Annotated in this window: 26 protein-coding genes and 2 pseudogenes; 15 read left to right on the forward strand and 13 right to left on the reverse strand. The window is 71.5% G+C overall.

The window, feature by feature from the left end; genetic code table 11:
* Positions 1 to 129: 129 nt before the first annotated feature.
* Positions 130 to 969 (forward strand): TIGR02452 family protein, encoded by an 840-nt coding sequence (locus AC07FJ_RS07730; protein ID WP_479046421.1) that lies wholly within the window; start codon positions 130 to 132, stop codon positions 967 to 969.
* 196 nt (positions 970 to 1165) lie between these two features.
* Positions 1166 to 1966: a VOC family protein gene (locus tag AC07FJ_RS07735; RefSeq protein WP_479046423.1), complete on the forward strand. Its 801-nt coding sequence runs from the start codon at positions 1166 to 1168 to the stop codon at positions 1964 to 1966.
* A 63-nt stretch (positions 1967 to 2029) separates the two neighbouring features.
* Here the strand turns inward: AC07FJ_RS07735 and AC07FJ_RS07740 are convergent, their stop codons facing one another.
* Entirely contained in the window at positions 2030 to 2728 is a 699-nt protein-coding gene (locus AC07FJ_RS07740) for an alpha/beta fold hydrolase (protein WP_479046424.1), read from the reverse strand.
* Positions 2729 to 2784: 56 nt separating this feature from the next.
* Positions 2785 to 3981: an MFS transporter gene (locus AC07FJ_RS07745; RefSeq protein WP_468282914.1), complete on the reverse strand. Its 1197-nt coding sequence runs from the start codon at positions 3979 to 3981 to the stop codon at positions 2785 to 2787.
* A 296-nt stretch (positions 3982 to 4277) separates the two neighbouring features.
* Between AC07FJ_RS07745 and AC07FJ_RS07750 the strand changes: the two genes are divergently transcribed.
* The 3 genes from AC07FJ_RS07750 to AC07FJ_RS07760 all read left to right on the forward strand — a co-directional run bounded on the left by AC07FJ_RS07750 (position 4278) and on the right by AC07FJ_RS07760 (position 6985).
* Entirely contained in the window at positions 4278 to 5300 is a 1023-nt protein-coding gene (locus AC07FJ_RS07750) for a LacI family DNA-binding transcriptional regulator (RefSeq protein ID WP_479046427.1), read from the forward strand.
* A 124-nt stretch (positions 5301 to 5424) separates the two neighbouring features.
* On the forward strand, positions 5425 to 5694 hold the full coding sequence (locus tag AC07FJ_RS07755) for a hypothetical protein (RefSeq protein ID WP_361426543.1): 270 nt from the start codon (positions 5425 to 5427) through the stop codon (positions 5692 to 5694).
* Positions 5695 to 5800: 106 nt separating this feature from the next.
* Entirely contained in the window at positions 5801 to 6985 is a 1185-nt protein-coding gene (locus AC07FJ_RS07760; RefSeq protein ID WP_479046429.1) for a thiolase family protein, read from the forward strand.
* A gap of 69 nt (positions 6986 to 7054) precedes the next feature.
* On the opposite strand, the gene trxA is transcribed toward AC07FJ_RS07760, so the two are convergent.
* From trxA to AC07FJ_RS07775, 3 genes are all read right to left on the reverse strand, one after another.
* On the reverse strand, positions 7055 to 7429 hold the full coding sequence (trxA, locus tag AC07FJ_RS07765) for a thioredoxin (RefSeq protein WP_361426537.1): 375 nt from the start codon (positions 7427 to 7429) through the stop codon (positions 7055 to 7057).
* 101 nt (positions 7430 to 7530) lie between these two features.
* Positions 7531 to 7986 (reverse strand): hypothetical protein, encoded by a 456-nt coding sequence (locus AC07FJ_RS07770; protein ID WP_479046431.1) that lies wholly within the window; start codon positions 7984 to 7986, stop codon positions 7531 to 7533.
* Between the two features lie 70 nt (positions 7987 to 8056).
* A complete protein-coding gene (locus AC07FJ_RS07775) occupies positions 8057 to 9679 on the reverse strand; it encodes an alkaline phosphatase D family protein (RefSeq protein ID WP_479046433.1) in 1623 nt (540 codons plus the stop codon).
* A gap of 148 nt (positions 9680 to 9827) precedes the next feature.
* Between AC07FJ_RS07775 and AC07FJ_RS07780 the strand changes: the two genes are divergently transcribed.
* Positions 9828 to 10793 carry a pirin family protein gene (locus tag AC07FJ_RS07780; protein WP_479046435.1) on the forward strand — a complete coding sequence of 322 codons (966 nt, stop codon included), beginning with the start codon at positions 9828 to 9830 and terminating at the stop codon, positions 10791 to 10793.
* 136 nt (positions 10794 to 10929) lie between these two features.
* Here the strand turns inward: AC07FJ_RS07780 and AC07FJ_RS07785 are convergent, their stop codons facing one another.
* Positions 10930 to 12696 carry a glycoside hydrolase family 3 protein gene (locus AC07FJ_RS07785; RefSeq protein WP_479046437.1) on the reverse strand — a complete coding sequence of 589 codons (1767 nt, stop codon included), beginning with the start codon at positions 12694 to 12696 and terminating at the stop codon, positions 10930 to 10932.
* Positions 12693 to 12950, reverse strand: a pseudogene (locus tag AC07FJ_RS07790) (alpha-L-rhamnosidase C-terminal domain-containing protein); the annotation flags it as partial. The pseudogene AC07FJ_RS07790 and the gene AC07FJ_RS07785, both read right to left, overlap by 4 nt.
* Positions 12951 to 12964: 14 nt before the next feature.
* Here AC07FJ_RS07790 and AC07FJ_RS07795 point away from each other — a divergent pair.
* A pseudogene (locus AC07FJ_RS07795) lies at positions 12965 to 13087 on the forward strand (alpha-L-rhamnosidase-related protein); the annotation flags it as partial.
* Here the strand turns inward: AC07FJ_RS07795 and AC07FJ_RS07800 are convergent.
* Positions 13039 to 14523 carry an MFS transporter gene (locus AC07FJ_RS07800; protein ID WP_479046439.1) on the reverse strand — a complete coding sequence of 495 codons (1485 nt, stop codon included), beginning with the start codon at positions 14521 to 14523 and terminating at the stop codon, positions 13039 to 13041. The pseudogene AC07FJ_RS07795 and the gene AC07FJ_RS07800 overlap by 49 nt on opposite strands.
* Before the next feature lie 194 nt (positions 14524 to 14717).
* Between AC07FJ_RS07800 and AC07FJ_RS07805 the strand changes: the two genes are divergently transcribed.
* Positions 14718 to 15341 carry a TetR/AcrR family transcriptional regulator gene (locus AC07FJ_RS07805; protein ID WP_479046440.1) on the forward strand — a complete coding sequence of 208 codons (624 nt, stop codon included), beginning with the start codon at positions 14718 to 14720 and terminating at the stop codon, positions 15339 to 15341.
* Between the two features lie 53 nt (positions 15342 to 15394).
* Here AC07FJ_RS07805 and AC07FJ_RS07810 read toward each other — a convergent pair whose 3' ends face one another.
* The 5 genes from AC07FJ_RS07810 to AC07FJ_RS07830 form a co-directional block, all read right to left on the reverse strand.
* Positions 15395 to 16366, reverse strand: a complete 972-nt coding sequence (locus tag AC07FJ_RS07810) for a PDR/VanB family oxidoreductase (RefSeq protein WP_479046442.1) — start codon at positions 16364 to 16366, stop codon at positions 15395 to 15397.
* Positions 16363 to 16533 carry a hypothetical protein gene (locus AC07FJ_RS07815; protein ID WP_479046444.1) on the reverse strand — a complete coding sequence of 57 codons (171 nt, stop codon included), beginning with the start codon at positions 16531 to 16533 and terminating at the stop codon, positions 16363 to 16365. The genes AC07FJ_RS07810 and AC07FJ_RS07815 overlap by 4 nt, the downstream gene beginning before the upstream one ends.
* Complete coding sequence (locus tag AC07FJ_RS07820; protein ID WP_479046446.1) at positions 16530 to 17594, reverse strand: Rieske 2Fe-2S domain-containing protein; 1065 nt, start codon at positions 17592 to 17594, stop codon at positions 16530 to 16532. The genes AC07FJ_RS07815 and AC07FJ_RS07820 overlap by 4 nt, the downstream gene beginning before the upstream one ends.
* A gap of 25 nt (positions 17595 to 17619) precedes the next feature.
* On the reverse strand, positions 17620 to 18969 hold the full coding sequence (locus AC07FJ_RS07825) for an MFS transporter (protein ID WP_479046448.1): 1350 nt from the start codon (positions 18967 to 18969) through the stop codon (positions 17620 to 17622).
* 250 nt (positions 18970 to 19219) lie between these two features.
* A complete protein-coding gene (locus AC07FJ_RS07830) occupies positions 19220 to 20014 on the reverse strand; it encodes an IclR family transcriptional regulator (RefSeq protein WP_479046451.1) in 795 nt (264 codons plus the stop codon).
* 161 nt (positions 20015 to 20175) lie between these two features.
* Here AC07FJ_RS07830 and AC07FJ_RS07835 point away from each other — a divergent pair, with 161 nt between their 5' ends.
* The 7 genes from AC07FJ_RS07835 to AC07FJ_RS07865 all read left to right on the forward strand — a co-directional run bounded on the left by AC07FJ_RS07835 (position 20176) and on the right by AC07FJ_RS07865 (position 25819).
* Positions 20176 to 21045, forward strand: coding sequence for an SDR family NAD(P)-dependent oxidoreductase (locus AC07FJ_RS07835; protein ID WP_479046453.1), 870 nt, complete (start codon positions 20176 to 20178; stop codon positions 21043 to 21045).
* A complete protein-coding gene (locus AC07FJ_RS07840) occupies positions 21039 to 21941 on the forward strand; it encodes a 3-hydroxyacyl-CoA dehydrogenase family protein (RefSeq protein ID WP_479046456.1) in 903 nt (300 codons plus the stop codon). Before AC07FJ_RS07835 ends, AC07FJ_RS07840 begins: the two co-directional genes overlap by 7 nt.
* Positions 21934 to 22770, forward strand: coding sequence for a cyclase family protein (locus AC07FJ_RS07845; protein ID WP_479046458.1), 837 nt, complete (start codon positions 21934 to 21936; stop codon positions 22768 to 22770). Before AC07FJ_RS07840 ends, AC07FJ_RS07845 begins: the two co-directional genes overlap by 8 nt.
* Positions 22771 to 22775: 5 nt before the next feature.
* Positions 22776 to 23123: a beta-D-galactosidase gene (locus AC07FJ_RS07850; RefSeq protein WP_479046459.1), complete on the forward strand. Its 348-nt coding sequence runs from the start codon at positions 22776 to 22778 to the stop codon at positions 23121 to 23123.
* A gap of 3 nt (positions 23124 to 23126) precedes the next feature.
* On the forward strand, positions 23127 to 23945 hold the full coding sequence (locus AC07FJ_RS07855) for a beta-keto acid cleavage family enzyme (RefSeq protein WP_479046461.1): 819 nt from the start codon (positions 23127 to 23129) through the stop codon (positions 23943 to 23945).
* 154 nt (positions 23946 to 24099) lie between these two features.
* The gene (locus tag AC07FJ_RS07860) at positions 24100 to 24903 is read left to right on the forward strand and encodes an IclR family transcriptional regulator (RefSeq protein ID WP_479046463.1); all 804 of its coding nucleotides are present in this window, start codon (positions 24100 to 24102) and stop codon (positions 24901 to 24903) included.
* A 445-nt stretch (positions 24904 to 25348) separates the two neighbouring features.
* The gene (locus tag AC07FJ_RS07865; RefSeq protein ID WP_479046465.1) at positions 25349 to 25819 is read left to right on the forward strand and encodes an MFS transporter; all 471 of its coding nucleotides are present in this window, start codon (positions 25349 to 25351) and stop codon (positions 25817 to 25819) included.
* The last annotated feature ends 1 nt before the right edge of the window (position 25820 follow it).

Here is a 25820-nt window from a genome sequence, read left to right on the forward strand (position 1 = left end):
CTCCTCCTGTCGAAGGGCTCCGTTCCACCTAAGCCACCGCTGTCCGTTCGCACAAGAGTGCCCCGGGGTGGTCGCGGGGCACGGTAAATCGTTTGCCGCGCCCCTGATTGACCCATGAGGATCAGGGGTATGAGTGCACGTTTGCGCGGGATCGCGAAGCAGACCGAGGAGATCGTCGCGGCGGGCCGGTACCGCGCCCCCGGAGGCCGCGAGGTGGGCCTCGAACCCGCGCTGGCCGCCGCCCTGGCCGGCACGCGGATGTACGGCCCCGAGCCCGTCCCCGTCACCCCTGACTCCGACCGTACGACGCGGTTCGAGGTCACCGGCGAGTCCAGCCTGGAGGCCGCGCACCGTCTCGTCGGCGCCGACCCGGACCGCCCGGTCGCCGTTCTGAACTTCGCCTCGGCGCGCAACCCCGGGGGCGGCTATCTCAACGGCGCACAGGCGCAGGAGGAGGCTCTCTGCCGCGCCTCCGCGCTCCACGCCACGCTGCTGCGTGTCCCCGAGTACTACGACCACCACCGCGCCGACCGCAGCCCGTTCTACACCGACCGGGTGATCCACTCCCCGGGTGTCCCCGTCTTCCGCGACGACCGCGGCCGCCTCATGGACGCCCCGTTCACCGTCGGGTTCCTCACCTCGCCGGCGCCGAACGCGGGCGTCATCCTCAGCCGTACCCCCGAGCGGGCCGGGCGCGTACCGGCGGCGCTCGCCTCCCGGGCGGAGAGGGTGCTGGAGACGGCGGTGGCGGGCGGCTACCGGCGCCTGGTGCTGGGCGCGTGGGGCTGCGGCGTGTTCCGCAACGACCCGGCGGGGGTGGCGGAGGCGTTCCGGGCCCTGCTGGCGGGGGACGGGCGGTTCGCTGGCCACTTCGAGGAGGTCGTCTTCGCGGTGCTGGACCGGACGGCGCAGGGCGCCACGCTGGGGGCGTTCCGGGAGGTGTTCGCGGGACTCGCGTCCCGCCGCTGAGGGGGGCCGGGCCGGGCCTTGCGCGGCGCCGGCCTGCTCCGACCTGACTCTGGCCTGACTCCGGCCTGCGTGGACACCTCGGCGCGGTGCCGTGGGAGGGCGACTGTCAGTGCCCCCTGCCATGCTGGATCACGGCGTCGAACCCGGCCTGGCAGGAGACCGGGTGGCGTCACGACCCGTGCATCGGAGGATCACCATGCTGACGACCGATTACGCGCCCGGCACCCCCAACTGGATCGATCTCGGCGCCCCGGACGTCGACGCCGCCGTCGCCTTCTACTCCTCGGTGTTCGGCTGGACCGTCCAGTCGGCCGGCCCGGACTCCGGGGGCTACGGCTTCTTCCAGCTCGACGGCCGGACGGTGGGCGGCGTCGGGCCCCTGATGGAGGAGGGCGCGTCCTCCGCCTGGACGACGTACTTCACGACGCGCGACGCCGACGCGACGATGGACGCGGTGCGGCAGGCCGGCGGCTCCGTGCGCGTCGAGCCGATGGACGTCTTCACAGCCGGCCGGATGGCCGCTTTCACCGACCCCACGGGCGCCGACTTCGCGGTGTGGCAGCCGGGCGACATCACGGGCATGGACGTGGTCATGGAGCCGAAGGCCCTGTGCTGGACCGAGCTCTACACGACGGACTCGGACGCCGCGAAGGACTTCTACCGCGCCGTCTTCTCCTGGGAGTACCAGGACATGGACATGGGCGACGGCGTGGTCTACAGCATCATCTCCGCGCCGGGCGGCGGCAAGGGGGGTGATACGGGACAGGGCGGGCTCATGCGCCTGGGGAAGGAGAACATCCTGGCCGGATCGACCTCCGAATGGCATCCGTACTTCGGTGTGGCCGACTGCGACGCCGTGTACGGCGCGGCCACCGGCCTCGGCGCCACGACCCTGGTGCCGCCGGTCACCGTGCCGGGCGTCGGCCGGATCGCCATGCTGACGGATCCGGCCGGCGCACCGTTCGCCCTGATCAAGGGGGACCCGACCATGACCTGACCCTGCGCGAGGGGCTGATCGTGGCCGATGATCCGACCGTGGTCCAGGGGCTGCCGAGCGTGCTCAGATCCAGCCGTCGAGCGCCGCCATGAAGGCGTCGAAGTCGTCCCGGTGGATGGTGTGACCCGCGCCCGCGACCGTACGCACCTCGAAGCCGCGCTCCACCAGCAGCGCGGCGCGCTCCGCCGACACGAGCATGCTCGGGTCGGCGAGCGTCACCAGCGACGGCACGACCGGCCGTGCCGGGAGCAGGTCCGTGCCGGCGACCGCCTCCAGCCCGTAGGCCGTGGCCTCGTCCCACACCTTCAGGGTCTCCAGCTCGATGTCGACGTCCACCGCCTCCCACCGCGGGTTCATCGCGGCGACCTGTTCCGCCGTCGCGGCCTTGGCCTGGGCGAAGAGCTCGCCCCGGTAGCCGTCGTCACCGGCCGGCAGGTGCCAGGCGGGGTCCGAGTAGACCGCGCGCCGCGGCGCCAGCCGCTCGACGGCGAGCGACAGGGTCAGCCCGCCCAGCGAGTGGCCTATCGCCAGCTCGGCCCCGGTCGGCAGGGTCTCGACGACGTCGTCGGCGAATTCCCGCGCCGTGTACGACCCCGCGCGGGCGCTGGCGCCGTGTCCCCGCAGGTCGACGGCGACGACCCGGTATCCCTTGTCGGCCAGCGCGGGTCCCACCCGGCGCCAGGTCCGGTGGTCCGCCATGATGCCGTGGATCAGCAGGGCGACCCGGTCGCCCTCGCCCCACGTGGTGGTGTGCAGCCGCACGATGAAGCCTTTCGTTCGCGGTGAATTGGGGGTGGAGGAACACAACAGGAGAGGGATCAGGACACGGTACGGATGGGCCGCACGGCAAGCGCGCCCAGCACCGACAACCCGGCGGCGACGAGGAAGAGCAGCGTGTATCCGCCGCCTATGGAGACGAGCACCGAGGCGAGGAACGGCGCGACGATCTGCGGCCCGGCGTTGGCGACGTTGAGCACGCCCATGTCGCGGGCGGCGTCCTCCGCCTTCGGGAGCACCATCGTGACGAGCGCCGTGTCGACCGCCATGTAGCAGCCGAAGCCGAGACCGTTGACCACGGAGAAGACCAGCATCGCGGTCCAGCTCGTCGACACGGCCGGGATCAGCAGGGCGATCGACGCCAGCAGCGCGGAGGCGCCCACGAACAGCTTGCGCCGGTCGAACCGGTCCGACAGCCAGCCGCCCACGACGGTCGAGACGGCCATCGCCACGGCGTTGACCGGCATCAGGACCGCCACCGCTTCCTCCGCCGCCATCCCGGCCGGCAGGACGGTGTGGTCCTTGAGGATGTAGAGCTGGAAACCGGCGACCGAGAAGTAGCCGAGGATCAGCAGCGCCCGCCCGATGAACGCCCACCGGAAGTCGTGCGCCCGCAACGCACCGCCGAACGCGGCGATCTGCGCCCGCACCGGCACCGGCGCACGCGCGGGCAGCCGCTCCTCCCGCGCCAGCCCGCTGAACAGCACGGCCGCCGCCGCGACGATCACGCCGAACACCAGGTAGCCGGTGCGGTGGTCGTCGGCGAACGCCGCGCCGAGCAGGGCGCCGGCGGTCGTCCCGACCGGCAGCCCCAGCCCGACGGCGGCCGACGCCCGGCCCCGCGCGGTCAGCGGCACCCGGTCGGGGACGACGGAGGTGAGGGCGGCCTGGTAGACGTTCATCACCGCCTGGCCCAGGCACCAGGCGATCGCCACCAGCAGGACCGTGTCGACGCTGCCGAGCAGCAGCATCACGGGCACCGCCAGCAGTCCGCCGGCCAGGATCCACGGGTTGCGGCGGCCGGAGCGGTCCGACAGCGCGCCGGCGACCGGGTTGAAAACGGTCGCGAAGACCGCCGAGACGCCGGACACCAGGCCGAAGCTGGCCACCTTCCCGGCGGGGTCGATGGCCTCGATGTGCAGGGCGAGCAGCACGCCCGGCACCCCGATGTACAGCGCGTACATCGCGGCGTTCCCGACGAGGAGCAGCGGCAGCAGTCCGCGTGTCGCCCGGCGCACGCCGACCGCGGACGGAGACGGAGACGGCGATGAGGACGAGGGCGAGGACGGCGACGAGGACGAGGGCGAGGACGGCGACGAGGACGAGGGCGAGGATGGCGAGGGCGAGGACGGCGACGAGGGGGACGGGGATGGGGGCGGGGAAAGGGCCACAGTGCCCTCCAGAGGATGGGGATTTATCCTGATGACATCGACCTGGTGACACGTGTCAGCGATGTGTGGCCCACTGTCTAGCACCCTCTTCCGGCCAACCGCCAGACCCGCGCGCCGACCGGTCTGGAAAGATGACGCGAGCGATGAGCCAGACACCCCGACAGCCCGCCGAACGCCCGGTCCCGACCAGCGCCGATGTCGCGCGGCTGGCCGGTGTCTCCCGGGCCACCGTCTCGTACGTGCTCAACAACACCTCGGCGGTCCGCATCAGCGAACCGACCCGCCTGCGCGTGCGCCAGGCGGCCGAGGAGCTCGGCTACGTCCCGCACGCCGCCGCCCGCAGCCTGCGCGCCGGCCATACCCGGATCGTGCTGCTGCCCACCGCGCACGTCCCCGTCGGCCCGCTCTACAGCCGCTTCCTCAGTGAGCTCCAGGCCGCCCTGCGCCGCCTGGACTACACCGTCGTGCAGTACGGCAGCACCGGCCTGGACGGGGACGAGGCGGCCCGCGCCTGGGCGGAGCTGCGCCCGGTCGCCGTGGTGTCGTTCGGCGAGGTGGCCCTGACCCCGTACGGCGTCGACGTCCTCAAGCGCTCGGGCGCCCGGGCCGTCATCACGCTGGGCCCCGAATCCGTCGAGGGGGCCCACACCCTGGCCATGGACCAACGGGAGGTGGGCGCGTGCGCGGGCGCCCACCTGCTGGAGCGCGGCTACCGGCGCATCGGCGTGGTGGTGCCCGAGGAACCGGGTCTGGAGATGTTCTCCGGGCCGCGCCTCGACGGTGTGCGTGCCGCGGCGGCGGGCGCCGGCGCCGAGATCCGGCCACTCCCGCTCGCCTACACCGAGGAGTCCGCCGCCGCCCTCGCCGCCCGCTGGCCCGAGCTGGGGCTCGACGCCGTCTTCGCGTACAACGACGAGTACGCCATGCTCCTGATGCGCGCCCTCCAGGACGCGGGTGTCGCGATCCCCGGCGACACGGCGCTCGTCGGCGCCGACGACCTCCTCCTCGGCAAGCTGCTGCGGCCCCGGCTGTCGACGGTCAGGATCGCCATGGAGACCGGCCAGCGCCTGGCCGGGCTCGTCGACCGGATCGTCCGCGACCCGGACGCCGCCCCCGAGCGGCACGACCTCATGGCGGCCCGGCTGATCCCCCGCGAGTCCACCTGACCTCCGCGAGTCCACCTGACCTCCGCGAGTCCACCTGAAGCGTGCCCGCTCGGGAACATCGTCCGCCCCGCCCCCGCCGGCGGCTGACGTGCGGGCGGCGCCGAACGTCTCTAGCGTCGCCTGCATGAGCACCGTTCCGCAGCGCTTCGAGATCCTTCTGGTCCCCGAGCACGCCGAGGGCCGTGACGCGGCGCACCTCGAAGAGGTCGCCCTCCGCTCGGCCGTGGTGCGCGCCACCGGCGAGGTGGGCGTGTCCGGCTACCCCCACTACGTCGGCGAGGGCATGGAGGCGGACATCGACCCGGAAACCCGCACGGTCGAGGGCCTGCTGGTGGACGGCGCGGAGCTGGACTACGGGCTCTCGGCGCGCGTGTCCGCCCGTACGGACTTTTGAGCGGTCGGCGTTGACACGGCGGCGGTCCGGAACGGAAACTCGGCTGAGGCCAGGGATGAAGAGAACTTCACCTGGCGAACGCCCGAGGTGACGTGGGAGAAACCCGATGAGCATCCGCGACGTCTACATCGTCGACGCCGTCCGCACGCCGATCGGCAGGTTCGGGGGTGCCCTTTCCTCCGTACGACCGGACGACCTCGCCGCCCACGTCGTCAAGGCGCTCGTGGACCGTACGCCCGACCTCGACCCGGCCCGGATCGACGACGTGTACGTCGGTGACGCCAACGGCGCGGGCGAGGACAACCGCGACGTCGCCCGCATGGCCGTGCTCCTGGCCGGACTGCCGGTCTCCGTGCCCGGCGTGACCGTCAACCGCCTGTGCGGCTCCGGCCTCGAAGCCGTCATCCAGGCCGCCCGCGCCATCGCGCTCGGCGACGCCTCCGTGGTCCTCGCGGGCGGCGTCGAGTCGATGTCCCGCGCGCCCTGGGTGCTGCAGAAGCCGGAGCGCGCCTTCCCCGCCGGGCACCAGCAGCTCCACTCGACCACCCTCGGCTGGCGCATGACCAACCCGAGGATGCCCGCCGAGTGGACCGTCTCCCTCGGCGAGGGCGCCGAGCTGATCGCCGACAAGCACGCCCTCACCCGCGAACAGCAGGACGCCTTCGCCCTCGCCAGCCACCGGAAGGCCGCCGAGGCCTGGGCGAAGGGCCTGTACGACGGGGAGGTCGTCCCGTACGACGGCGTCGACCTGACCCGCGACGAGTGCATCCGCGACACCACGTCCATGGAAGCACTGGCCAAGCTGAAGCCGTCGTTCCGTCCCGACGGCACGGTCACGGCGGGCAACGCCTCGCCGCTCAACGACGGCGCGGCCGCCCTGCTGCTGGTCGATGAGGAGGGCCTGCGCGCCTGCGGGCGCGAACCGCTGGCCCGTATCCGTACCTCCGCCGTCACCGGCATCGAACCGCAGCTCTTCGGGCTCGGCCCGGTGGAGGCGGTGCAGCGGGCGCTCACCAAGGCCGGCCGGACCTTCGCCGACCTCACCACGTTCGAGCTGAACGAGGCGTTCGCCGCGCAGTCGCTCGGCTGCCTCGCCGAGTGGCCGGACCTCGATCCGGCCGTCGTCAACCCGCGCGGCGGCGCCATCGCCATCGGCCACCCCCTGGGCGCCTCCGGCGCCCGCCTGGCGGGGGCCGTCGCCCACCAGCTCGCCGCCGCGGGCTCCGGCACCGGTCTGGCGGCCCTGTGCATCGGAGTGGGCCAGGGCCTCGCCCTCGTACTGGAACGCTAGGAACGCGGGGCGGCGCGGCAGGCCCGGGGGAGGGGCGGGTCAGCCCTGCGGGTCGGGGACGTCAGGGGGTCAGCCCTGCCCCTTCGTCTTGGCCTCCTCGATCGACGCGCGCACCTTGTCCATGTCCAGGTTGCGGGCCTGCCCGATCACGTCCTCCAGGGCGGCCTCGGGCAGCGCCCCGGGCTGGGCGAAGACCGCGACGTTGTCCCGGACGATCATCAGCGTCGGGATCGACCGGATCTCGAACGCCGCCGCCAGCTCCGTCTGCGCCTCCGTGTCCACCTTGGCGAACACCAGGTCCGGGTGACGCTCGGACGCCTTCTCGAACACCGGGGCGAACTGCCGGCACGGCCCGCACCACTCCGCCCAGAAGTCGATCAGAACGAAATCGTTGTCACTGACGACCTGATCGAAGTTGTCCTTGGTGAGCTCGACCGTGCTCATGTGCCTACCTCTTCCCGGTGTCCGTCGGTATGGCTGTCCCCGCACAACGGTGCCCGGGGCCTGCGCTATTCCCCCTGCCCGTGCGGTGGCGTCGTACACGCTCAGCACTTGACGGAGGCCTGCGAGGCGGCGATCGCCTGGTCCAGCGCCTCCAGCTGCGGCCTGATCCGCTCGGCGGCCTGGGCGCCGGTGGTGTCGCGCGGCAGGGCGTCGATGGCCCGGGCGAGGCCGTCGTACGCCTCCGTCACCGCGTCGGCCTTCGCCTTCCTGACCCGTTGCGCGCTGTGCGTGACGGTGTCGAGGGCGTACGCCACGTCGTCCCTCAGGTCCCTGACGTCGTCGAGCCGCGTCGTCGTCGGGCCGAGGTCGGCCAGCTTCCCGGCGTCCATGCGGAGCCCGCCGAGGTCCTCGCACAGCGTCTCGGTGGCGGCGCGCTCCTCCTCCGCGGGGGTCATGCGCGCGCCCGCGCACCCGGAGAGGGCGAGGGCGCCGGCCGCGCACAGCAGGAGCGCGGCGGAACGCGCCGCGGCGCGGTACGAGTGGAGGTGGACGCCCATGCCCCCATTGCACGGCCGGGCGGCGGGACGCGCCCCGCGGATGCCTCCGAACGGGCGAACGCCGCCGGCCTCAGGCCGGGAGCAGGCCGGGGCTGTCCCTCAGGGTGACGAAGGAGCCGGCCGTGGCGAGCGTTCCGGTGGGCGTGGTGACCGCCGAGACGGTCTTGAAGCTGATCTGGGCGTCGTAGGAACCGAGCCTGATCAGCGTGTAGCCGCGGCGGCCGTTGTAGAACTTCATGTGCGGGTTGGCCTGGGTGAGGGCGGCCCAGTTGGACGGTCTGTCGACGCCGTCCCGTCCACTGGTGAGGGACGTCGTGCCGATCTCCGTGCCGACCGTGCGCGAGGTGGGGGTGTCGAAGTCGGCCTTGAGGTCGAAGGCGTACGCGTCGTGCGCGTCGCCGGACAGCACCATCAGGTTCTTCACCCCGGCGGCCTGGGCGCCGTCGAGGATGCGCTTGCGGGAGGCGGGGTAGCCGTCCCAGGCGTCCATGGACAGCTTGTAGCCAGGTCCGGGGACGTTGCGCCGCTGGGCGAAGGTGACCTGCTGCGGTACGACGTTCCAGATGGCGCCGGAGTCCTTCCAGCCGTCGAGGAGCCAGCGCTCCTGCTCCGCGCCGGTCATGGTGCGGGCGGGGTCCTCGGACTCGGGGCCGGGGGTCTGCCAGCCGTCGCCGTAGGCCTGGTTGGAGCGGTACTGGCGGGTGTCGAGGATGTCGAACTGCGCGAGGTCGCCGAAGTGCAGGCGCCGGTACAGCCGCATGTCGGCCCCGGTCGGCTGCTGCGGGGCCCGGAGGGGCTGGTGCTCCCAGTACGCGCGGTAGGCGGCGGCCCGGCGCAGCAGGAACTCGGCGGGCGGTACGTCGTTCTCGGGTACGGCGCCGGCGTAGTTGTTCTCGGTCTCGTGGTCGTCCCAGGTGACGACGAAGGGGTGCGCGGCGTGCGCGGCCGTCAGGTCGGGGTCGGTCTTGTAGAGGGCGTACCGCAGCCGGTAGTCCTCCAGGGTGACCGTCTCGCGGTTGAAGTGCGCGGGCAGCTGCCGGTCGGTGTAGCGGCGGTGGCCGCCCGCCGCGTCGACGGGGTACTCGTAGATGTAGTCCCCCAGGTGGACCACGAAGTCCACCTCCTCGCGCGCGAGGTGCCGGTACGCCGTGTAGTAGCCGTCGAAGTACGCCTGGCACGCGACGGCCGCGAACGACAGATCGGTGCCGAAGCTGAAGTCCCCCGGCGCCGTACGCGTACGGCCCACCGGGCTGATCCAGGTACCGGCCCGGAAGCGGTAGTAGTAGTGCCGGTCCGACATCAGGCCCGGCACCTCCACGTGCACGCTGTGGGCGAACTCCGGATGCGCGGTGGCGGTCCCGCGTTCGACGACGAAGGAGAAGCCCTCGTCGTAGGCCACCTCCCACTCCACCTCCACCCGCTCGGCGGGCAGGCCGCCGTCCACTTCGTACGGGGCGGGCGCCAGGCGCGTCCACAGCAGCACGGATTCGGGCAGCGGGTCACCGGAGGCGACGCCCAGGGTGAAGGGATCCTTGGTGATCTTCCTGGCGTCCAGCTCGGGCGCGCTCGCGGCACCGGCGACGGGCAGATGGGTGGTGAAGGCCAATGCGGCGGCCGCCCCCGCGACGGTGAGGAACCGGCGGCGGCCGATGCGCTGGGCGGCGGCCCGGAGCTCGGGCAGGTGAGTTCTCATATGGTGCGTCATATGCCCGGTTCACCATCGTTATTGCCCTGCCCATCCGGGTGGTGTGCGGTCCGTGCCGTTGACCGCCCTCCACCTGACGTATGGTCACCGCCCATAACGCTGCTCGGCGACCGAGGGGTTCGCTAGGTTGAGCGGCATGAGCAACCTTGATCGTCAGGCCGCACCCTCGCTCTGCGGTGGCCGGGGATTCGTCGTCGCGGAGCCGGTACGCGAACTCCTGAGCCCCCGCACGGTCCGGCTCGGCGAATCCACCGAAGTGCGACGACTGCTTCCCAACCTCGGCCGCCGCATGGTCGGCGCGTGGGCCTTCGTGGACCACTACGGCCCGGACGACATCGCCGACGAACCCGGCATGCAGGTGCCCCCGCACCCCCACATGGGTCTCCAGACCGTCAGCTGGCTCCACGAGGGCGAGGTGCTGCACCGCGACAGCACCGGCAGCCTGCAGACGATCCGCCCGCGCGAGCTGGGCCTGATGACCTCGGGGCGCGCCATCTCGCACTCCGAGGAGAGCCCCCGGCCCCACGCCCGCTTCCTGCACGGCGCCCAGCTGTGGGTGGCCCTGCCCGACGCGCACCGGCACGTGGAACCCCACTTCCAGCACCACGCCGACCTGCCCCTCGTCACCGCCCCCGGCCTCACCGCCACGGTGATGCTCGGCGAACTCGACGGCACCCGCTCGCCCGGCACCACGTACACCCCCCTGATCGGCGCGGACCTGGCCCTGACGCGCGGCGCCGAAACGAATCTGCCGCTTGAGCCCGACTTCGAGTACGCGGTCCTCGCCATGTCGGGCGAGACCCACGTCGACGGCGTACCGGTCCTCCCCGGCTCCATGCTCTACCTCGGTTGCGGCCGCACCTCCCTCCCCCTGCGCGCCGAATCGGACGCGGCCGTGATGCTGCTGGGCGGTGAGCCGTTCGAGGAGGAGCTCGTCATGTGGTGGAACTTCGTCGGCCGGTCCCACGAGGAGATCGAACAGGCGCGCGAGGACTGGATGAAAGGCACCCGCTTCGGCGAAGTCGCAGGCTACGACGGGGGCCGGCTGCCCGCACCCGAACTCCCGCCGGTGGCGCTGAAACCGCGAGGGAGGGTCCGCTGACCCGCCCTCGGCCAGGATGGGCAGACGGCCTCGCAGTAGCGGGCGAAGCGGTCGAAGGGCCGGGCCCCGCCCGTCCGCCAGCGGTGGTCATTCAGCGCGGCGGTGAAGGGGCTGTTCACACGATGCTCCTCGTCGTTCAGGGGTGGGTTCCGGCCGCGGTTTCGGTGGTGTACTGCAGTCCGTGCCCGAAGGGATAGAGCGGATCGGGGCTCTCCTGCGGGACATCGGGACGGCCGGCCTCGACCTCGGCCATGGAACGGGGAAGCTGGAAGGGCAGCGTTCCCCGCGGGGCGGCTCTGCCGAACAGGACGTCGAGCAGCGCCCGGTCACCGGCGCCGTAGGCGGCGAGCAGGGCGGCGCAGCGGGCGGCGATTTCGGGGATGACGGCGGGCCGTTCGAGGTGGATGGCGACGATGGTGGGCACCGTGTCGAGCAGGGCGAGGATCTGCTGGAGGCGGTCGTGGCCGAAGTCGAGCCGGCCGGCGTGGAAGAAGGACTCGAACACGCCCTGGCGAGGCTCGTAGGGGGTGTTCAGGCGCAGCACCGCGAGATCGGCGTGGCGGGGGTCGGTGACGATGTCCGTGTACCCGGCGGCCACGGCCGGGTCGAGGCCCTGCACGTACAGTCGGGGGCGGCCGGTCAGGGGCAGTAGGTCGGCGCGGTTCTCCAGCAGCGTCAGCGAGCGGCGCTGGGCGGCCTCGCCGGCGGTACGGAAGTCGGCGCGGCCGACGATCTCCTCGGCGGCTTCCGGGTCGACGTAGCGGCGGTCGTCGAACAGGCCGAGGCGGAATTTCTCGGCCAGCAGGCGGGCGACGGAGGCGTCGAGACGGGATTGCGCCAGCCGTCCGTCGCGGACCAGGCCGGTGATCAGCTCGGGGCAGGCTTCGCCGCCGATCTGGTCGGCGCCGGCGTGCAGCACCTTCAGCGCCCGCTCCTCGGGCGTGAGGTGTTCCACGCCCCAGGCGCGGGCGGTATGCATCTCGCCCATGATCGGTCCGTCGTTGAGCAGCCCCCAGTCGGTGCAGACGATGCCGTCGAAGCCCAGCTCCTCGCGCAACAGCCCGGTGACGATGCCGTGGTTGAAGCCGAATCCGACCTCTTCGTACGTGGTGCCGACCGGCATGCCGTAGTACGGCATCACCTGCGTGGCCCCGGCGGCGATGGCCGCCCTGAACGGCTTGAGGTGGTAGTCGAAGAAGCCGCCCGGGTAGACCTGCTCCCTGCCGTAGGGGAAATGCGGGTCCTCGCCGTCCTTCTGCGGGCCCCCGCCGGGGAAGTGCTTGACCATCGCGGCCACGCTGTCCTGGCCGAGCTGCCCGCCCGGACCCCTTAGGCCGTCGATGTACGCGGCGGCCATGCGGGAGGTCAGGTCGGCGTCCTCGCCGAAAGTGCCCGAGATACGGGCCCAGCGCGGCTCGGTGGCCAGGTCGATCTGTGGGTGCAGGGCGACGCGCAGCCCGACGGCCAGGTATTCGCGGCGCACGGTGTCGCCGTACCGGCGTACCAGGTCGACGTCGTCGGCGGCGGCCAGGCCCAGGGTCTCGGGCCACTGGGAGAACGGGCCGGCCATCATGGCGGTGCCCGGGTTGTCGGTGAACGCGTGGCGCGGGTCGGTGGACAGCGTCACCGGGATGCCCAGCCGGGTGGCTGCGGCCTGTTCCTGCAGGCGGTTGTGGAGCTCGGCCATCTCGCGGGGGGTGCCGGCGCCCAGCAGGTTGAAGTGCGACATGAGCCGGTCGGACATCATCTGCTCTGCGGTGAGGCCGACGGGTGCGGGGTTCGCTCCGATGCCTATCGAGTGGTGGAACAGCAGCCCGGCCTTCTCTTCCAGGGTCATCCGGGGCAGCAGGTCGGCCACCCGTTCCTCGACGCTGCGGCTGGGGTCCTGGTACGGGTGGGTCACTGCTGCTCCTCGGTGGTGCGGTGGGGGGCGTGGAAGGTGTGGGTGCCCGGCCCGGCCCGTGTGGGTTCGGCGCCCGGCAGGTCGATGGTGGCTTCGGCGCCCCGGGGGACGGTGACGTCGACGGTGAGCTGCCCTTCGTGCAGGCGCCACGCCACCTCGGCCCGGCCGTATGGTGTCTCGTGCGCGGCATTCGCCCAGGTGAGGCCGGAGCCGGGGCGGGGCCGGACGAGCAGGCGGCGGTAGCCGGGGGCGGCCGGGGCGAGACCTAACGATCTGGGAGCGCTGGGACAGCCTGCTCCCCGACGGCAGGGTCAACCCCGGAGAGATGACCTCCTTCAACCACTACGCGCTCGGCGCGATCGCCGACTGGCTGCACCGCACCGTCGCGGGATCCCTCAGCGCCGGGATGAGCAGCGATATCGCCAGGGTCAGCGTGGTGAGCAGCGCTCCGGTCCAGAAGAGCCAGGCGTAGCCGCCGTCCTGGTAGAAGGCGGTGCCGTCCACGACGGTGCTGTGTGTCGCGAGGGCGGCGAACGAGAGGGCGGTGACGATGGCGCCGAAGAAGTTGACGAGCATGTTGAGCATGCCGCTGCCCAGCCCCTGCTCGTCCTTGGACACCACGCCGACGACCAGCGCCGGAGCCACTGCCACGACGAGACCGGCGCCGAGGTTGGCGAGGCACGAGGTGAGGACGAGTTCGGTCTCGTTCGCGTGGAAGAAGCCCACCAGGGCGTAGCCGACCGCCATCAGAGCCAGCCCCGTCCACCAGAGCAGGCGGGCATCGATCGTGCGCAGGAGGCGGCTGGCGACCATTCCGGTACCGAACATCACCAGGTTCCAGGTCACGCTGACGGCGGCGTTGTGCTGTGCGGTCCATCCCAGACCGGCGGAGACCCCGGGGATGTGCGGGTAGAGGGCGAGCAGGATCGCCATGGCCGGCATGGTGTAGGCGACGGCCTGAGCCAGCCCTCCGGTGACGAGGACCAGGGCGACCGGGCGGCGGCGGAGCACCTTCAGGTCCAGGATCGGGTGGACGCTGGAGCGCTCCACGAAGAGGAAGACGACCAGTGCGGCCAGGCCGGCGGCGAGCCAGCCGAGGGTCTTGGCGTCGGCCCACCCCCAGCTCTGCCCCTGGCCGACCGCGTAGACGACCGAGGTCAGGACCCCGCCGAGGACCAGACCGCCGAGCCAGTCGAAGCCGGGCCGGAAGTCGTGCCGTGGGGTCTGCGGCACCAGAAGGGCGATCAGCGCGAAGCCGACGACGGAGGCCGCGGCGAGGAACCACATCACGCCCTTGTAGCCCCAGATGTCGACCAGCCAGCCGGCCAGGAACGGCGCTGCCAGGGCCACCAGGCCGACGCTGCTGCCCAGGATGGCGCTGGCCGGCTTCACCAGCCGAGGCGGGAAGATGTCCCGCACGGCGGGGAAGGACAGGGCGCCGAACGGGCCGTAACAGCCGGCTATCGCCCGCCCGACCAGCAGCAGCCAGAAACTGCCCGCCATCGCGGCGATGACGTCTCCGATCACTCCGAGACCGGTCATCACGAGCATGAGCTGTTTCTTGCCGTACCGGTCACCCATTTTCATCACGAACGGCGTCAGCAGCGTCGAGACGAGGATGACGGTCAGACCGAACCAGGCCACCTGGGTGGTGTGGAAGCTCTGCGCCACGCTGGCGGTGGCGTTGGCCCCCAGAATGCCGGCGGCGGCCAGGAGCTGGGTCGGCCAGATGAGCGCGATGAGTACGGCGACCAGACGCGGGGTCCATCTCGCGGTGTCGTCGGACGATGCTGCGTCGAGCGGGGGGCTCGCAGACGTCGGTGTCATGAAGCCGCTCCTTTCGCGAACAGGGAAGGTCGGGGTCGTGCGCGGAACGGCATGCCGTCACCCAGGCTGACATCCGGCCACAGGCTCGAATCAGTCCCTCGCTTTCGGACGATGATGAAGCCAATGCTTAGTCGACACTAGGTATTGGGAGAGTGGCCTGGGTCACATTGATGGCACCTAGTACGGTTGTCCGTATGGCGACACCACGGGGGCCGCGCGGCGGCTACGCGACAGGGCTGGCCAGGCGCAACCAGATCCTCGAGGCCGCGCTGCTGCGCTTCGGCCAGGACGGTTACCGCAAGACCTCACTGGCCCGCGTTGCCCGCGATGCCGGAATCACCGATGCCGGGCTGCTCCATCACTTCGGAGACAAGCAGCAACTCCTGCTGGCCGTGGTGCAGTACTGGCACGAGCAGCTCGACGAGCGGTGGGTACGCGTGTCCGACTCCGTGCGGGACGCCTTCCGCTGCCACCTGGAAGACACCGCCGAATCACTGCACATGCCGGGGATCCTCGAACTCGCCGTCGTGGTGGGCGCCGAGGCCACCGCTCCCGACCACCCGGCCCATGACTTCTTCTCCCACTGGCAGGAGAAGGGCGTACGGGAACTCGCGGATCGCCTGCGCGCCGGCGCCGAGTCGGGTGAACTCAAGGCGGGCCTGAACCACGAGAGCATCGCCCGGGAGTGCGCGGCACTCGACGCCGGACTACGGCTCCAGTGGCTGGCCAGCGGGCGTTCCTTCGACTTGATCTCCGTGATGCGCTCGCACCTGGACAGCCTGATGAGCAGGATCGCGGCCGACGGTAAGGGGCTGTAGCGCTCGGAGGATGCCGGAGCGGGTCGGAAGCGCACCCGTGAGGTGCCGGCGGGTCACAGATCCAGGACGAGGCGCGGGCAGGCGGCGCGCGAGACGCAGATGAACATCGTGTCGTTGCGGGCCTGTTCGGCGGGGGTGAGCAGGGAGTCGCGGTGATCCACCACGCCGTCGAGGACCGCGGTCTCGCAAGTGCCACAGGTGCCCTCCTGGCACGAGGACAGGACCGGTACGCCGGCCTCCTCGACCGCCTGGAGGATGGTCTTGTCCGGCGGGACGGTCACGGTGGTACCGCTCCGCGAGAGTTCCACCTCGAAGGAGGTCGAAGGGTCGTCTTCCTCCCGCCCCTTCGGCGTGAACCGCTCCATGCGGAGGGCGCCTTCCGGCCAGGAGGCACACCGCCGTTCCACCGCGTTGAGCAGGGGCTCGGGACCGCAGCAGTAGACGAGGGTGCAGGGCGCGGGGCTGCCGAGCAGCCCGTCCAGGTCGAGGAGGCCGGTCTCGTCCTGCGGGCACAGTGCCACCCGGTGGGGGTGGTCCTCGGTGAGCTGCCCGGCGAAAGCCATGGTGGCGCGGCTGCGCCCGCCGTACACCAGCCGCCAGTCGGCGCCCCTCTGCTCGGCGGCGGCGATCATCGGCAGGACCGGGGTGATGCCGATGCCGCCGGCGATGAACAGGTAGCGGGGGGAGTCGACCAGCTGGAAGTGGTTGCGGGGGCCGCTCACCTGTACCGTGTCGCCCTCGGCCAACGTGTCGTGCACGTAGCGGGAGCCGCCCCGGCTCTCCGGCTCGCGCAGCACGGCCACCTGGAGGAGGGAGGAGTCCCCCGGGTCGCCGCACAGCGAGTACTGCCGTACCAGTTTGGGGCCCAGCACCAGGTCGACGTGGGCGCCCGGGGTCCATGCGGGCAGCCGCTCGCCGCGGGGGTGGGCCAGGCTGAGCTGGACAACGCCCTCGGCGAGAGGCTCCTTGCGCACCAGGGTCAGGTCGAGTTCGGCCCCGGTGGGTGGAGGGCTCGTGATGGTCATCGGTGGTCCTCGGGGTGCCCCAGCAGCCAGTCCCAGAGTCGCGCCGGGTCCTCGGACTCCCGCCGCGCACCGCAGTGACAGACGGCCGGCAGCCGGTCGGAACCGAGCACCCAGTGGATCCGGCAGACGTCCTCGCCGGAGAGGACGGGCGGATGGAGCGGGGTCATCGGGACACCGCCCGGGTCTGCGTCGCGGCCGCCTCCTGGGCCAGGCGGGCGAGGATGCGGCGGGCGGCGAGGCCGCCGGTGTCGATGTTGATGCTCAGCTCCTGGTAGCCGGCCTTCTCGGTGTCCAGGGACTTCTGCAGCACGTTGAGGGCCACGACGTCCTGCATGACCACCGTGTGGTTGTTGCTGCGCAGGAACCCGGTGACGGCCTCGTCGTCGAGGGCGAAGTCGCGGGCCACGGCCCAGAAGTCGTACGTGGTCTTCTCCGTGGAAGGGGTGATGCCGTAGACGACCTCCACGTGGAAGGCGTGCGGGTCGCTGCCGTCCGCGTTCGGTCCCGGTGCGCCGACAGGGGCGATACGGGAGTGGAGCAGGTAGAGACAGGGCGCGTGGTACTCGATGTCCTGCCAGCGGGTGATCCGGCCCTCGATGCCCGTCGACTTCGCGTAGAACGGAGGGCACTCGGCGTCGTCCATGTGACGGCTGACGTGGACGATGCCGGCCGTGTCGTCGACCTCCGTGGTGATGGGGGTCTCCGCCACCTCTGGCGTACCGATGTAGCCGCCGTGCAGGTAGGTCTCGTGGGACAGGTCCATGAGGTTGTCGACGAGCAGACCGTAGTCCGCGTCGATCGGTTCCATGCCGGACACGACGGTGTAGTCGGTCGAGTCCATCCAGGGAGCGCGGGGCGGCAGGGTGTTCCCCGGCTCACGGTCGCCGATCCACACCCATACGAAGGAGTCCTGCTCGACGATCGGGTACGTCCTCAGGCGCGCTGTGCGCGGGATGCGCTGCTGGCCGGGTACGAAGACGCAGCCGCCGTCGGTGCCGTAGGTGAAACCGTGGTAGCCGCACACCACCCGGTCGCCGTCCAGCCGGCTCGGCGCCTGCGACAGCGGGAAGCGGCGGTGCACGCACCGGTCGGACATGGCCACCGCCCGGCCGTCCTCGGTGCGGTACAGCAGGATCGGCTCACCGAGCAGGGTTCGTCCGAGCAGCTCGCGCCCGACCTCGCGGCCGTAGGCGGCGACGTACCACTGATCGCGTACGAAAGCGGTCATGATCGTTCCCTTCCGGGTGTGGGGTTCAGTGCGCGGTGGCCTGGGCCGCGGCGGCGGGCTTCGTGTCCCCTGCCGTGCGGGGGCGCAACAGCAGCAGGAGAGCCGCGGTGGCGACGTAGATGATGCTGACCGCCAGGTACAGGTTCTCCGGGGTCCAGCCGCTGTCGAGGAGGCCGCCCGCGACGGTCGGGGCCACGATCGCGCCGATGCGGCCGATCGCGAGGGCACTGCCCAGCCCGGTCGCCCGGACCGCCGTGCCGTACGTGGCCGGGGTCAGGGCGTACAGCCCTGCCACGGAGCCGTTGGCGAACAGGCCGATCATCGCGCCGAGGGTGAAGGCGACGCCGAGGGAGGACGTGGAGGCGATGAAGGCCGACAGCAGCACTGCGGTGGCGATCAGATAGGCCACGAGGACGGAGCGGAGCGCGAAGCGCGCGGCGAGCGCCCCGAGCGCGGCCGAGCCGAAGATGCCGCCGACGTTGAGCAGCGTCCCGCCGGTCAGGCCCTGGCTGCCGGAGAGCCCGGCCTCGACCAGCAGGGTCGGCGTCCAGCTGGTGATGAAGTAGAAGCCGGCCATGACGAGGAAGAAGGCCGACCACAGCAGCAGCGTCGAGCGGCGCAGCGCCGGGGAGAGCAACTCCCGGAAACCGGCCGTGATTCCGGTCGGCACGGCGGTGGGCTCGGGCAGGGTGTCCAGCGGCGGTCGACCCATGCGCCGGGCCAGGACGTTGATCCTCTCCAGGACGCCCTTGGGCCTGCGGGAGGTCAGGAATTCGACGGACTCGGGCAGCAGGAAGAAGGCCAGCGGAACGGCGACAGCGGTGGTCAGGCCGCCGGTCAGGAAGACCGAGCGCCAGCCGAACTGGCCGATCAGAGAGACGGCGAGCAGTCCGCCGACGGTGGCGCCCGCCGCGTACCCGGCGGAGTTCAGGCTGACGGCGAGTCCGCGCCAGCGGCGGGAGGCGTACTCGCCGGCGATGACGTTGCTGCACGCCAGGACGCCTCCGATGCCGACTCCGGTGAGCACGCGCAGCGCTCCGAGCTGGACGGGCGACTGGCTGACCGAGGAGAGCAGCATCCCGATGGCGGCCACGGACAGGCAGCCGAGGATGACCGGCCGGCGGCCGATCCGGTCGCCCCAGGGAGCGACGAACATCGCGCCCAGAGCCATGCCGACGAGGCCCGCGCTGAGCAGCAGCCCCAGCTCGGAAGAGCTGAGCTCCCACTGAGCCGACACGGCTTTGCCGGTGAAGGCCATGACGAGTACGTCGAAGCCGTCGAGCACGTTGAGCAGTACGCACACCGTGATCGCGCTCCACTGGAAGCGGCTCATCGGCCCCTCGTCGAGGGCGGTGCGCAGGGAGGGGCCGGTCACCGCAGAATTCCGGGAAGTGGGCAAGAGGGTGGCAGAACCATGGCAGCACTCCGTTGTCGACTGCGTGGTCGTCGTCGTGGTGGTCGGCGACACCCCGCCCGTCAGGCGGGGGCGGGCCCGGGCGGACCGGGGCCCGGGCGTCGCCCGGTGCGGACCATCGTGGGGTCGGCGCCCCCGGGGCACCAGGGGTCTTTCCGGATGCCGGGAAACATCTGCGCAACGTCGGTCGCGCGTGGGCCGGTACTGAGGATCAGGCGCGGGGCGGCGCGGTTCGGATCTGCGGCGTGACCATGGCGCGGGAGATCGCCCGGGCGCTGGTACAGACGAGCCGGGCCAGCGACTGCGCGGAGGTGCTGCCGTGGCGTACCACCAGAGAGACGGCGGCGATCACCGCACCCCCGCTGCCGCGCACCGGGGCGGCGACCGACAGGGCGTCCATCGTGACCTGGCGGTCGCTGACCGCGTAGCCATTGGTCCGCGTCTCGGCCAGCATGCGCCGCAACGCACGCGGATCGGTGACCGTGCGCGGCGTGAAGCGCTCGATGGGGCCGGCGAGCGCCTGATCCTGTACCTCGGAAGGGGCGTGCGCGAGCAGCACCAGCCCGACGCCGGTGGCCGTGAGGGCGAAACGCCCGCCCACGCGCGTCAGTACGGGCACCGCACCGGACCCCGCGATGCGCTCGACGAAGACGACCTCTGTACCCTCGCGCACCGCGAGCTGAACGTTCTCGCGGGTGATCTGGGAGAGGTCCTCCAGGAATGGCAGGGCCCGCTCGCGCAGGCCCTGTCCCCGCGGTGCGAGGGAGGCGACTTCCCACAGTCGCAGGCCGACGCGGTAGTACCCCTCGTCTCCGCGCTCCAGCGCTCCCCAGGCGATGAGCTCGCCCAGCATCCGGTGCACCGTCGACACCGGCAGCCCGGACCGCCGGGACAGCTCGCTCAACGTCATCTCCGGGCAGTTCGCGCTGAACGCACCGAGGATCTGCAGCGCGCGGCCGAGCACGGGCCCCGGACGCTGCGGCTCACGTACGAGCGAGTCTTTCAAGGCGCCCTCACCGATTCCCGACTGTGCGACTCGTCAAAAGCCGTGGCGGTCAGTGTGCAAGAAGGTCACGGCCACGTCGAGACGTCGAAACGTCCGTACTGGGGGGTCGAGAAGCTCGGACCCCGTGGACAACAGAGCGCGCACGCCCCATTGACGATGACGTGAGCCGCCTCTACGTTGAACCGCATCCCGGCACGATTGATTCGCATCACGGAACCCAGGAGGTTCTCGTGGCACTCGCTCCTGCTACTTCTCCCCTCTCGCGCTTCACGGTTGACGGGCGCTCGATTGTCATCACCGGTGCCACCGGCGCCCTCGGCAGTGCGGCGGCACGCGCCCTGAACACCCTTGGGGCTCGTCTCACTCTCGCCGGTGGCAACGCCGGCAAGCTGGACGCGCTCGCCGCGGAGCTGGACGGGCCGGGGCCCGTCGTGACCGTCCGGCGCAGGCCGGACACACCGGACGATGCCGAGGCGATCCTGTCGGCGGCGATGCGCACGTACGGTGGCGCGCATGGCCTGCTCGTCGCTTCCGGCATGAACCACGTCGCGCCGATCACCGAGATGAAGGTCGAGGACTTCGACGCCGTCCAGTCGGCGAACCTCCGCGGCTCATGGCTGATGTGCCAGGCGGCGGGGCGGCACATGCTTCGTCAGGGCGGCGGAGGCAGCGTGGTGCTCGTTTCCTCCACCCGCGGCCGGCTGGGGCACTCCGCCGGGTACTCCGCTTACTGTCCGTCCAAGGCCGCGGTCGACCTGCTCGGCCGCAGTCTCGCCGCCGAGTGGGGCAGTGCCGGGATCCGGGTGAACGTGCTGGCTCCCACGGTGTTCCGATCGGAACTGACCGCCTGGATGTACGAGGACGACGAGAAGGCCACCGCGACCCGCGAGGCCATGCTCGCCCGCATCCCGCTGGGCCGGCTGGCCGAACCGGAGGATTTCGCCGGGGCGTTGATCTACCTGCTCAGCGACGCCTCCTCCTTCGTCACCGGGCAGGTGCTGTATCTCGACGGCGGGTACACCGCATGCTGACCGTCGCCGTCGTCGGCGCCGGACTGATGGGCCGGGGCATAGCCGAGGTGTTCGCGGGCGCGGGCCACCCCGTACGTCTGCACGATGTCGACGCTGAAGCCCTGCACCGCGCGGTGGACAGCCTGCGGGACGTCGAGGGGGCCGTCGACGGTAGTGCCGACCTGGCCGAAGCCGTCACGGGAGCCGGCCTCGTCGTCGAGGCCATCGCCGAGAACCTGGACGTCAAACGACAGCTGTTCGCCCGCCTGGACCTCCTGTTGCCCGACGCGCTGCTGGCCAGCAACACCTCCGTACTACCGGTGAGCAGCATCGCCGAACGCACCTCCCGCCCCGAGCGGGTGGTCGGCACCCACTGGTGGAACCCACCCGGCCTGATCCCTGTGGTCGAGGTCGTCCGCGGGAACCACACCAGCGAGGAGACGATGGAGCGCACCGCCGCTCTTCTGACGTCCCTCGGCAAACTGCCGGTGCGCGTCGAGCGCGACGTACCGGGATTCGTCGGCAACCGTCTCCAGCACGCCCTGTGGCGCGAGGCGATCGCGCTGGTCGCGGACGGAGTGTGCACCGCGGAGACGGTCGAGATCGTGGTACGCAACACCATCGGTCTGCGTCTTGCCGCGATGGGTCCGCTGGAGAACGCCGACTACGTCGGGCTCGACCTCACCCTGGCCATCCACGAGGCCGTACTGCCCGACCTGAATCGCTCCCCGAGTCCGTCTCCGTTGCTGAGTGAGCTGGTGGCGGCGGGTGACCTGGGGGCCAAGAGCGGGCGCGGCTTCCTCAACTGGCCCGAGGGCGGGCGCGAGCAGGCAGGCGCACGCCTCGCCCGGCACATCGCCCGACAGCTCACGGCCGTATTGACAGCGGATACAGCGAAAGGCGAAGACCTTGACTGACACTTCTTTCACCTGGCCCCTCGGCCCCGACGAGCAGGGCCTGGAGTTCTATGACCTCTCCCACCCGTGGGGCCACGGGACGCCCTGCTGGCCGTACTTCGAGGACGTGAAGATCGAGCGCCTGCACAGCATGTCCAAGTCCCGCGTCCTGACCCAGCGGATCACCACCGTGATGCACTCGGGCACCCACATCGACGCCCCCGGCCACGTCGTGGAGAACACCCCGCTGCTCCACGAGATACCGCTCAGCTCCTTCTTCGGCACGGGTGTGGTCGTGTCGATCCCCAAGAAGAAGTGGGAGGTCGTCACCGCCGCCGACCTGGAAGCGGCCACTCCCGAGATCCGCCCCGGCGACATCGTCATCGTCAACACCGGCTGGCATCACACGTACGGCGACAACAGTGACTACTACGCCTACTCGCCCGGCTTCTACAAGGAGGCCGGAGAGTGGTTCGCCGCCAAGGGCGTCAAAGCCGTCGGCACCGACACCCAGGCCCTCGACCACCCTCTGGCCACCGCCATCGGCCCGCACGGCCCTGGTGCCCCGAACGGTCTTCTGCCGTGGGCCTGCGAGGAGTACGAGGCCGAGACCGGCCGCAGGGTCATCGATGACTTCCCCGAGTGGGAGCCGTGTCACCGCGCCATTCTGTCCAAGGGCATCATCGGGTTCGAGAACGTCGGCGGCGATCTGGACAAGGTCACCGGCAAGCGGGTCACCTTCGCGGCCTTCCCCTGGCGCTGGACCGGCGGCGACGGCTGCATCGTCCGCCTGGTCGCCATCGTCGATCCCACCGGCCGGTACCGGATCGAGACGGGCGAGCGCGGATGAGTCCCATGCGCGTCACTCGACTCGACCAGGCCCCGCCGTACCAGCCGCCGTTGCACCACGGCGTTGGTGCGCTGCGGCTGCAAGGCCACGAAGCCGGGCGGACCGCACGGTTCTGGACCGGCCTGTCGTACTACCTGCCCGGCGGAGCGGCGGACGCGGCGCCGACGGCGGGGGAGACCGTGTACGTCGTCCTCGACGGCGAGGTCGTGGTCACCGCCGACGGCCGCGACGAGACGCTGCGGCGGTACGACTCCGTACACCTGACCAAGGGCCAGACGCGTTCGGTGGAGAACCGCTCCAAGCGCCCCGCCACCCTGCTCGTCACCATCGCACTGCCGACCGGGGAGGACTGAAACATGGGCGTCGTCATCACCGTCGCGCCCACCGGGCCGATCGCCACCAAGGCCGACAACCCCCACCTGCCGACCTCCCCGGAGGAGATCGCCGACGCCGTCGCCGACGCCTACCGGGCCGGTGCGTCCGTCGCCCACCTCCACCTGCGCGACGAACACCAGCGGCCGACCGCCGACCTGGACACCGCGCGCCGCACCATGGACCTGATCGGCGAACGCTGCCCCATCCTGATCCAGCTCTCCACGGGAGTCGGGCTCGACGTGCCGTTCGAGGAGCGCGAGCGGCTGGTGGAGTTACGGCCCCGCATGGCCACCCTCAACCCCTGCTCGATGAGCTTTGGCGACGGCGAGTTCCGCAATCCGCCCGGCGGCGTTCGCCGGCTGGCGGCCCGCATGCGGGAACTGCGGATCAAGCCCGAACTGGAGATCTACGACACGGGGCACCTGGAGGCGTGCCTGCGGCTGTGGAAGGAGGGCCTGCTCGCCGAGCCACTGCAGTTCTCCCTCGTGCTCGGCGTCCGTGGCGGCATGGCCGCCACGGCGGACAACCTCCTCACCATGGTCCGCCGACTGCCGCCGGGCGCGATCTGGCAGGTCATCGCGATCGGACGGCACAACCTGCCGCTCACGGCCATGGGCCTGGCGCTCGGCGGCAACGCCCGCGCCGGTCTCGAGGACACCCTGCACCTGCGCAAGGGCGAACTCGCCCCCGGCAACCGGCCGCTCGTCGACCGGGCGGTCGCCCTCGCCCGCGACCTGGACCTGACCGTCGCCGGCGTCGAGGGGACCGAACGGCTCCTCGGTCTGCCGGCCCTTGCCTGACCGTCGGCTGCCGCGGCGCCACGTCGCGCAGGGCACTCCACCGTTCTCGTCCCGCCGTGGCGCCGCCACCCACCAAGCGATGCGGCCCGTGCTCACCGCCCCCGGAGCGATACGGCAGGCTGGCCCCGGAGAACGACGGGAGAAGGGAGCAGTCATGCCGGTGACGGACCAGTCGGTGGGGCAGGAGACGAAGCGGGAGGCCACTTCGGGCGGCATCCAGGTCATCGCGCGGGCCGCGGAGGTGCTGCGCCTGCTCCAGGCGGCCCCGTCCGGTCTGACCCAGGCCGAGGTGGTCGAGCGAATCGGCCTCGCCAAGTCCACGGTCCACCGCATCCTCGGTGCACTGGAGGCGGAGGGACTGGTGACCGTGGCCGGCACCCGCGGGCGGTACCGGCTGGGTCCGGAGATCCCCCGCATGGCCGCTTCCGTGCGATCAGCCATGATCGTCGACCTGCGTCCCTATCTGGAGGATCTCTCCCGCCTACTCGAGGAAACCGTCGACCTGTCGGTCCTTGAGGACCACCAGGTGGTCTTCGTCGACCAGGTCATCGCCGACCGCCGGCTGCGCGCGGTCAGCGCGGTCGGCGCCGGTTTCCCCCTGCACTGCTGCGCGCCGGGCAAGGCGCTCCTCGCCGCCCTCCCGGCGACGGCGCTGGAGGACGCCGTACCGAACCGGCTCACTGCCGAAACGCCGCACACCCTCACCACCCGCCCCGCGCTGCACCGCGAGCTCGACGTCATTCGCCGTACCGGCGTCGCCTTCGACCGCGAAGAGCACACCGTCGGCATCTCCGCGGTCGGCGTCGCCATCCGCACGGCGGCCTGGGGCACCGCGGCCATCAGCGTGCCCACCCCGACGCAACGTTTCACCGGACGCGAGCAGGCGCTCGCCGACGCGTTGCTGCACGCCAAGGACCGTATCGAAACCGACTTCGGACCCGTGAGGTCCGCGTCGTGAGGTCCGCATCGTGACGGCGACCCGTGACTCGGCTCCGGGCACGTGCTTCCCGCGTTCCCCTCCGGCACCTGTCCCGAGACCAAAGGAATCGCCACCATGACAGCGAAGCCGTCTCCAAGATGCCCGGCGCTGGTCCTTCCACAACGTCCCGCGGACGGACGGCTGTTCGTCCTGCCGGCCGCTCTCATCGCGATGTTCGAAGGCTACGACCTGTCCGTGTACGGGGCCACCGTGCCGGCCCTGCTCCATGAACCCGGCTGGAACCTGTCCAAGGGAGACGCCGGCGACATCGGATCGCTCGTCGCCGTCGGCATGCTCGTCGGTGCCGGCGTCGCCGGCCGGCGCCTGGGCACCCGACGCCTGCTCCTGAACGGCCTGTCGTTCTTCTCCCTGTGCATGCTCGGCTCCGCCCTGGCCGACAGACCAGGCGTGTTCGCGGCGTCCCGTGCTCGCCGACCGGCTCGGCCCCAAGCGCGTGGTGACCGGCGCGTTCCTCGCCGGCTCCGCCGGGCTGCTCGTGATGAGCCGCAGCCCGGCCACCTGGGTGCTGTACCTGTGCCTGCTCGTATGCGGCTTCGGACTGCTGGCGTGCCAGGCGCTCGTCAACGCCTACCTGATCGACCGCATGCCGGCGCGTCTGCGCGTGCCGGCCCTCGGCTGGGCGTTGTCCGTCGGCCGGCTCGGCGCCATCGCCGGCCCCTCGCTGGGCGGGCACATCCTCGACTCCTCGCTCGGCCTGGAATGGAACTTCTACTTCTTCGCCGCCACCGCCACCGCCGCCGCCACCGCCACCGCCGCCGTCGGCGCCACGGCGGCAATCGCCGTCCCGGCCCGGCCGGCCGGTCACCGTGCCCCGCGCCGGCAGACGGCACCCGTCGGTCCCGTCGCTTCCGCGGAGCGCGCCCCAGGAGGCTGAA

The organism is Streptomyces sp. NPDC045998, assembly GCF_056430285.1.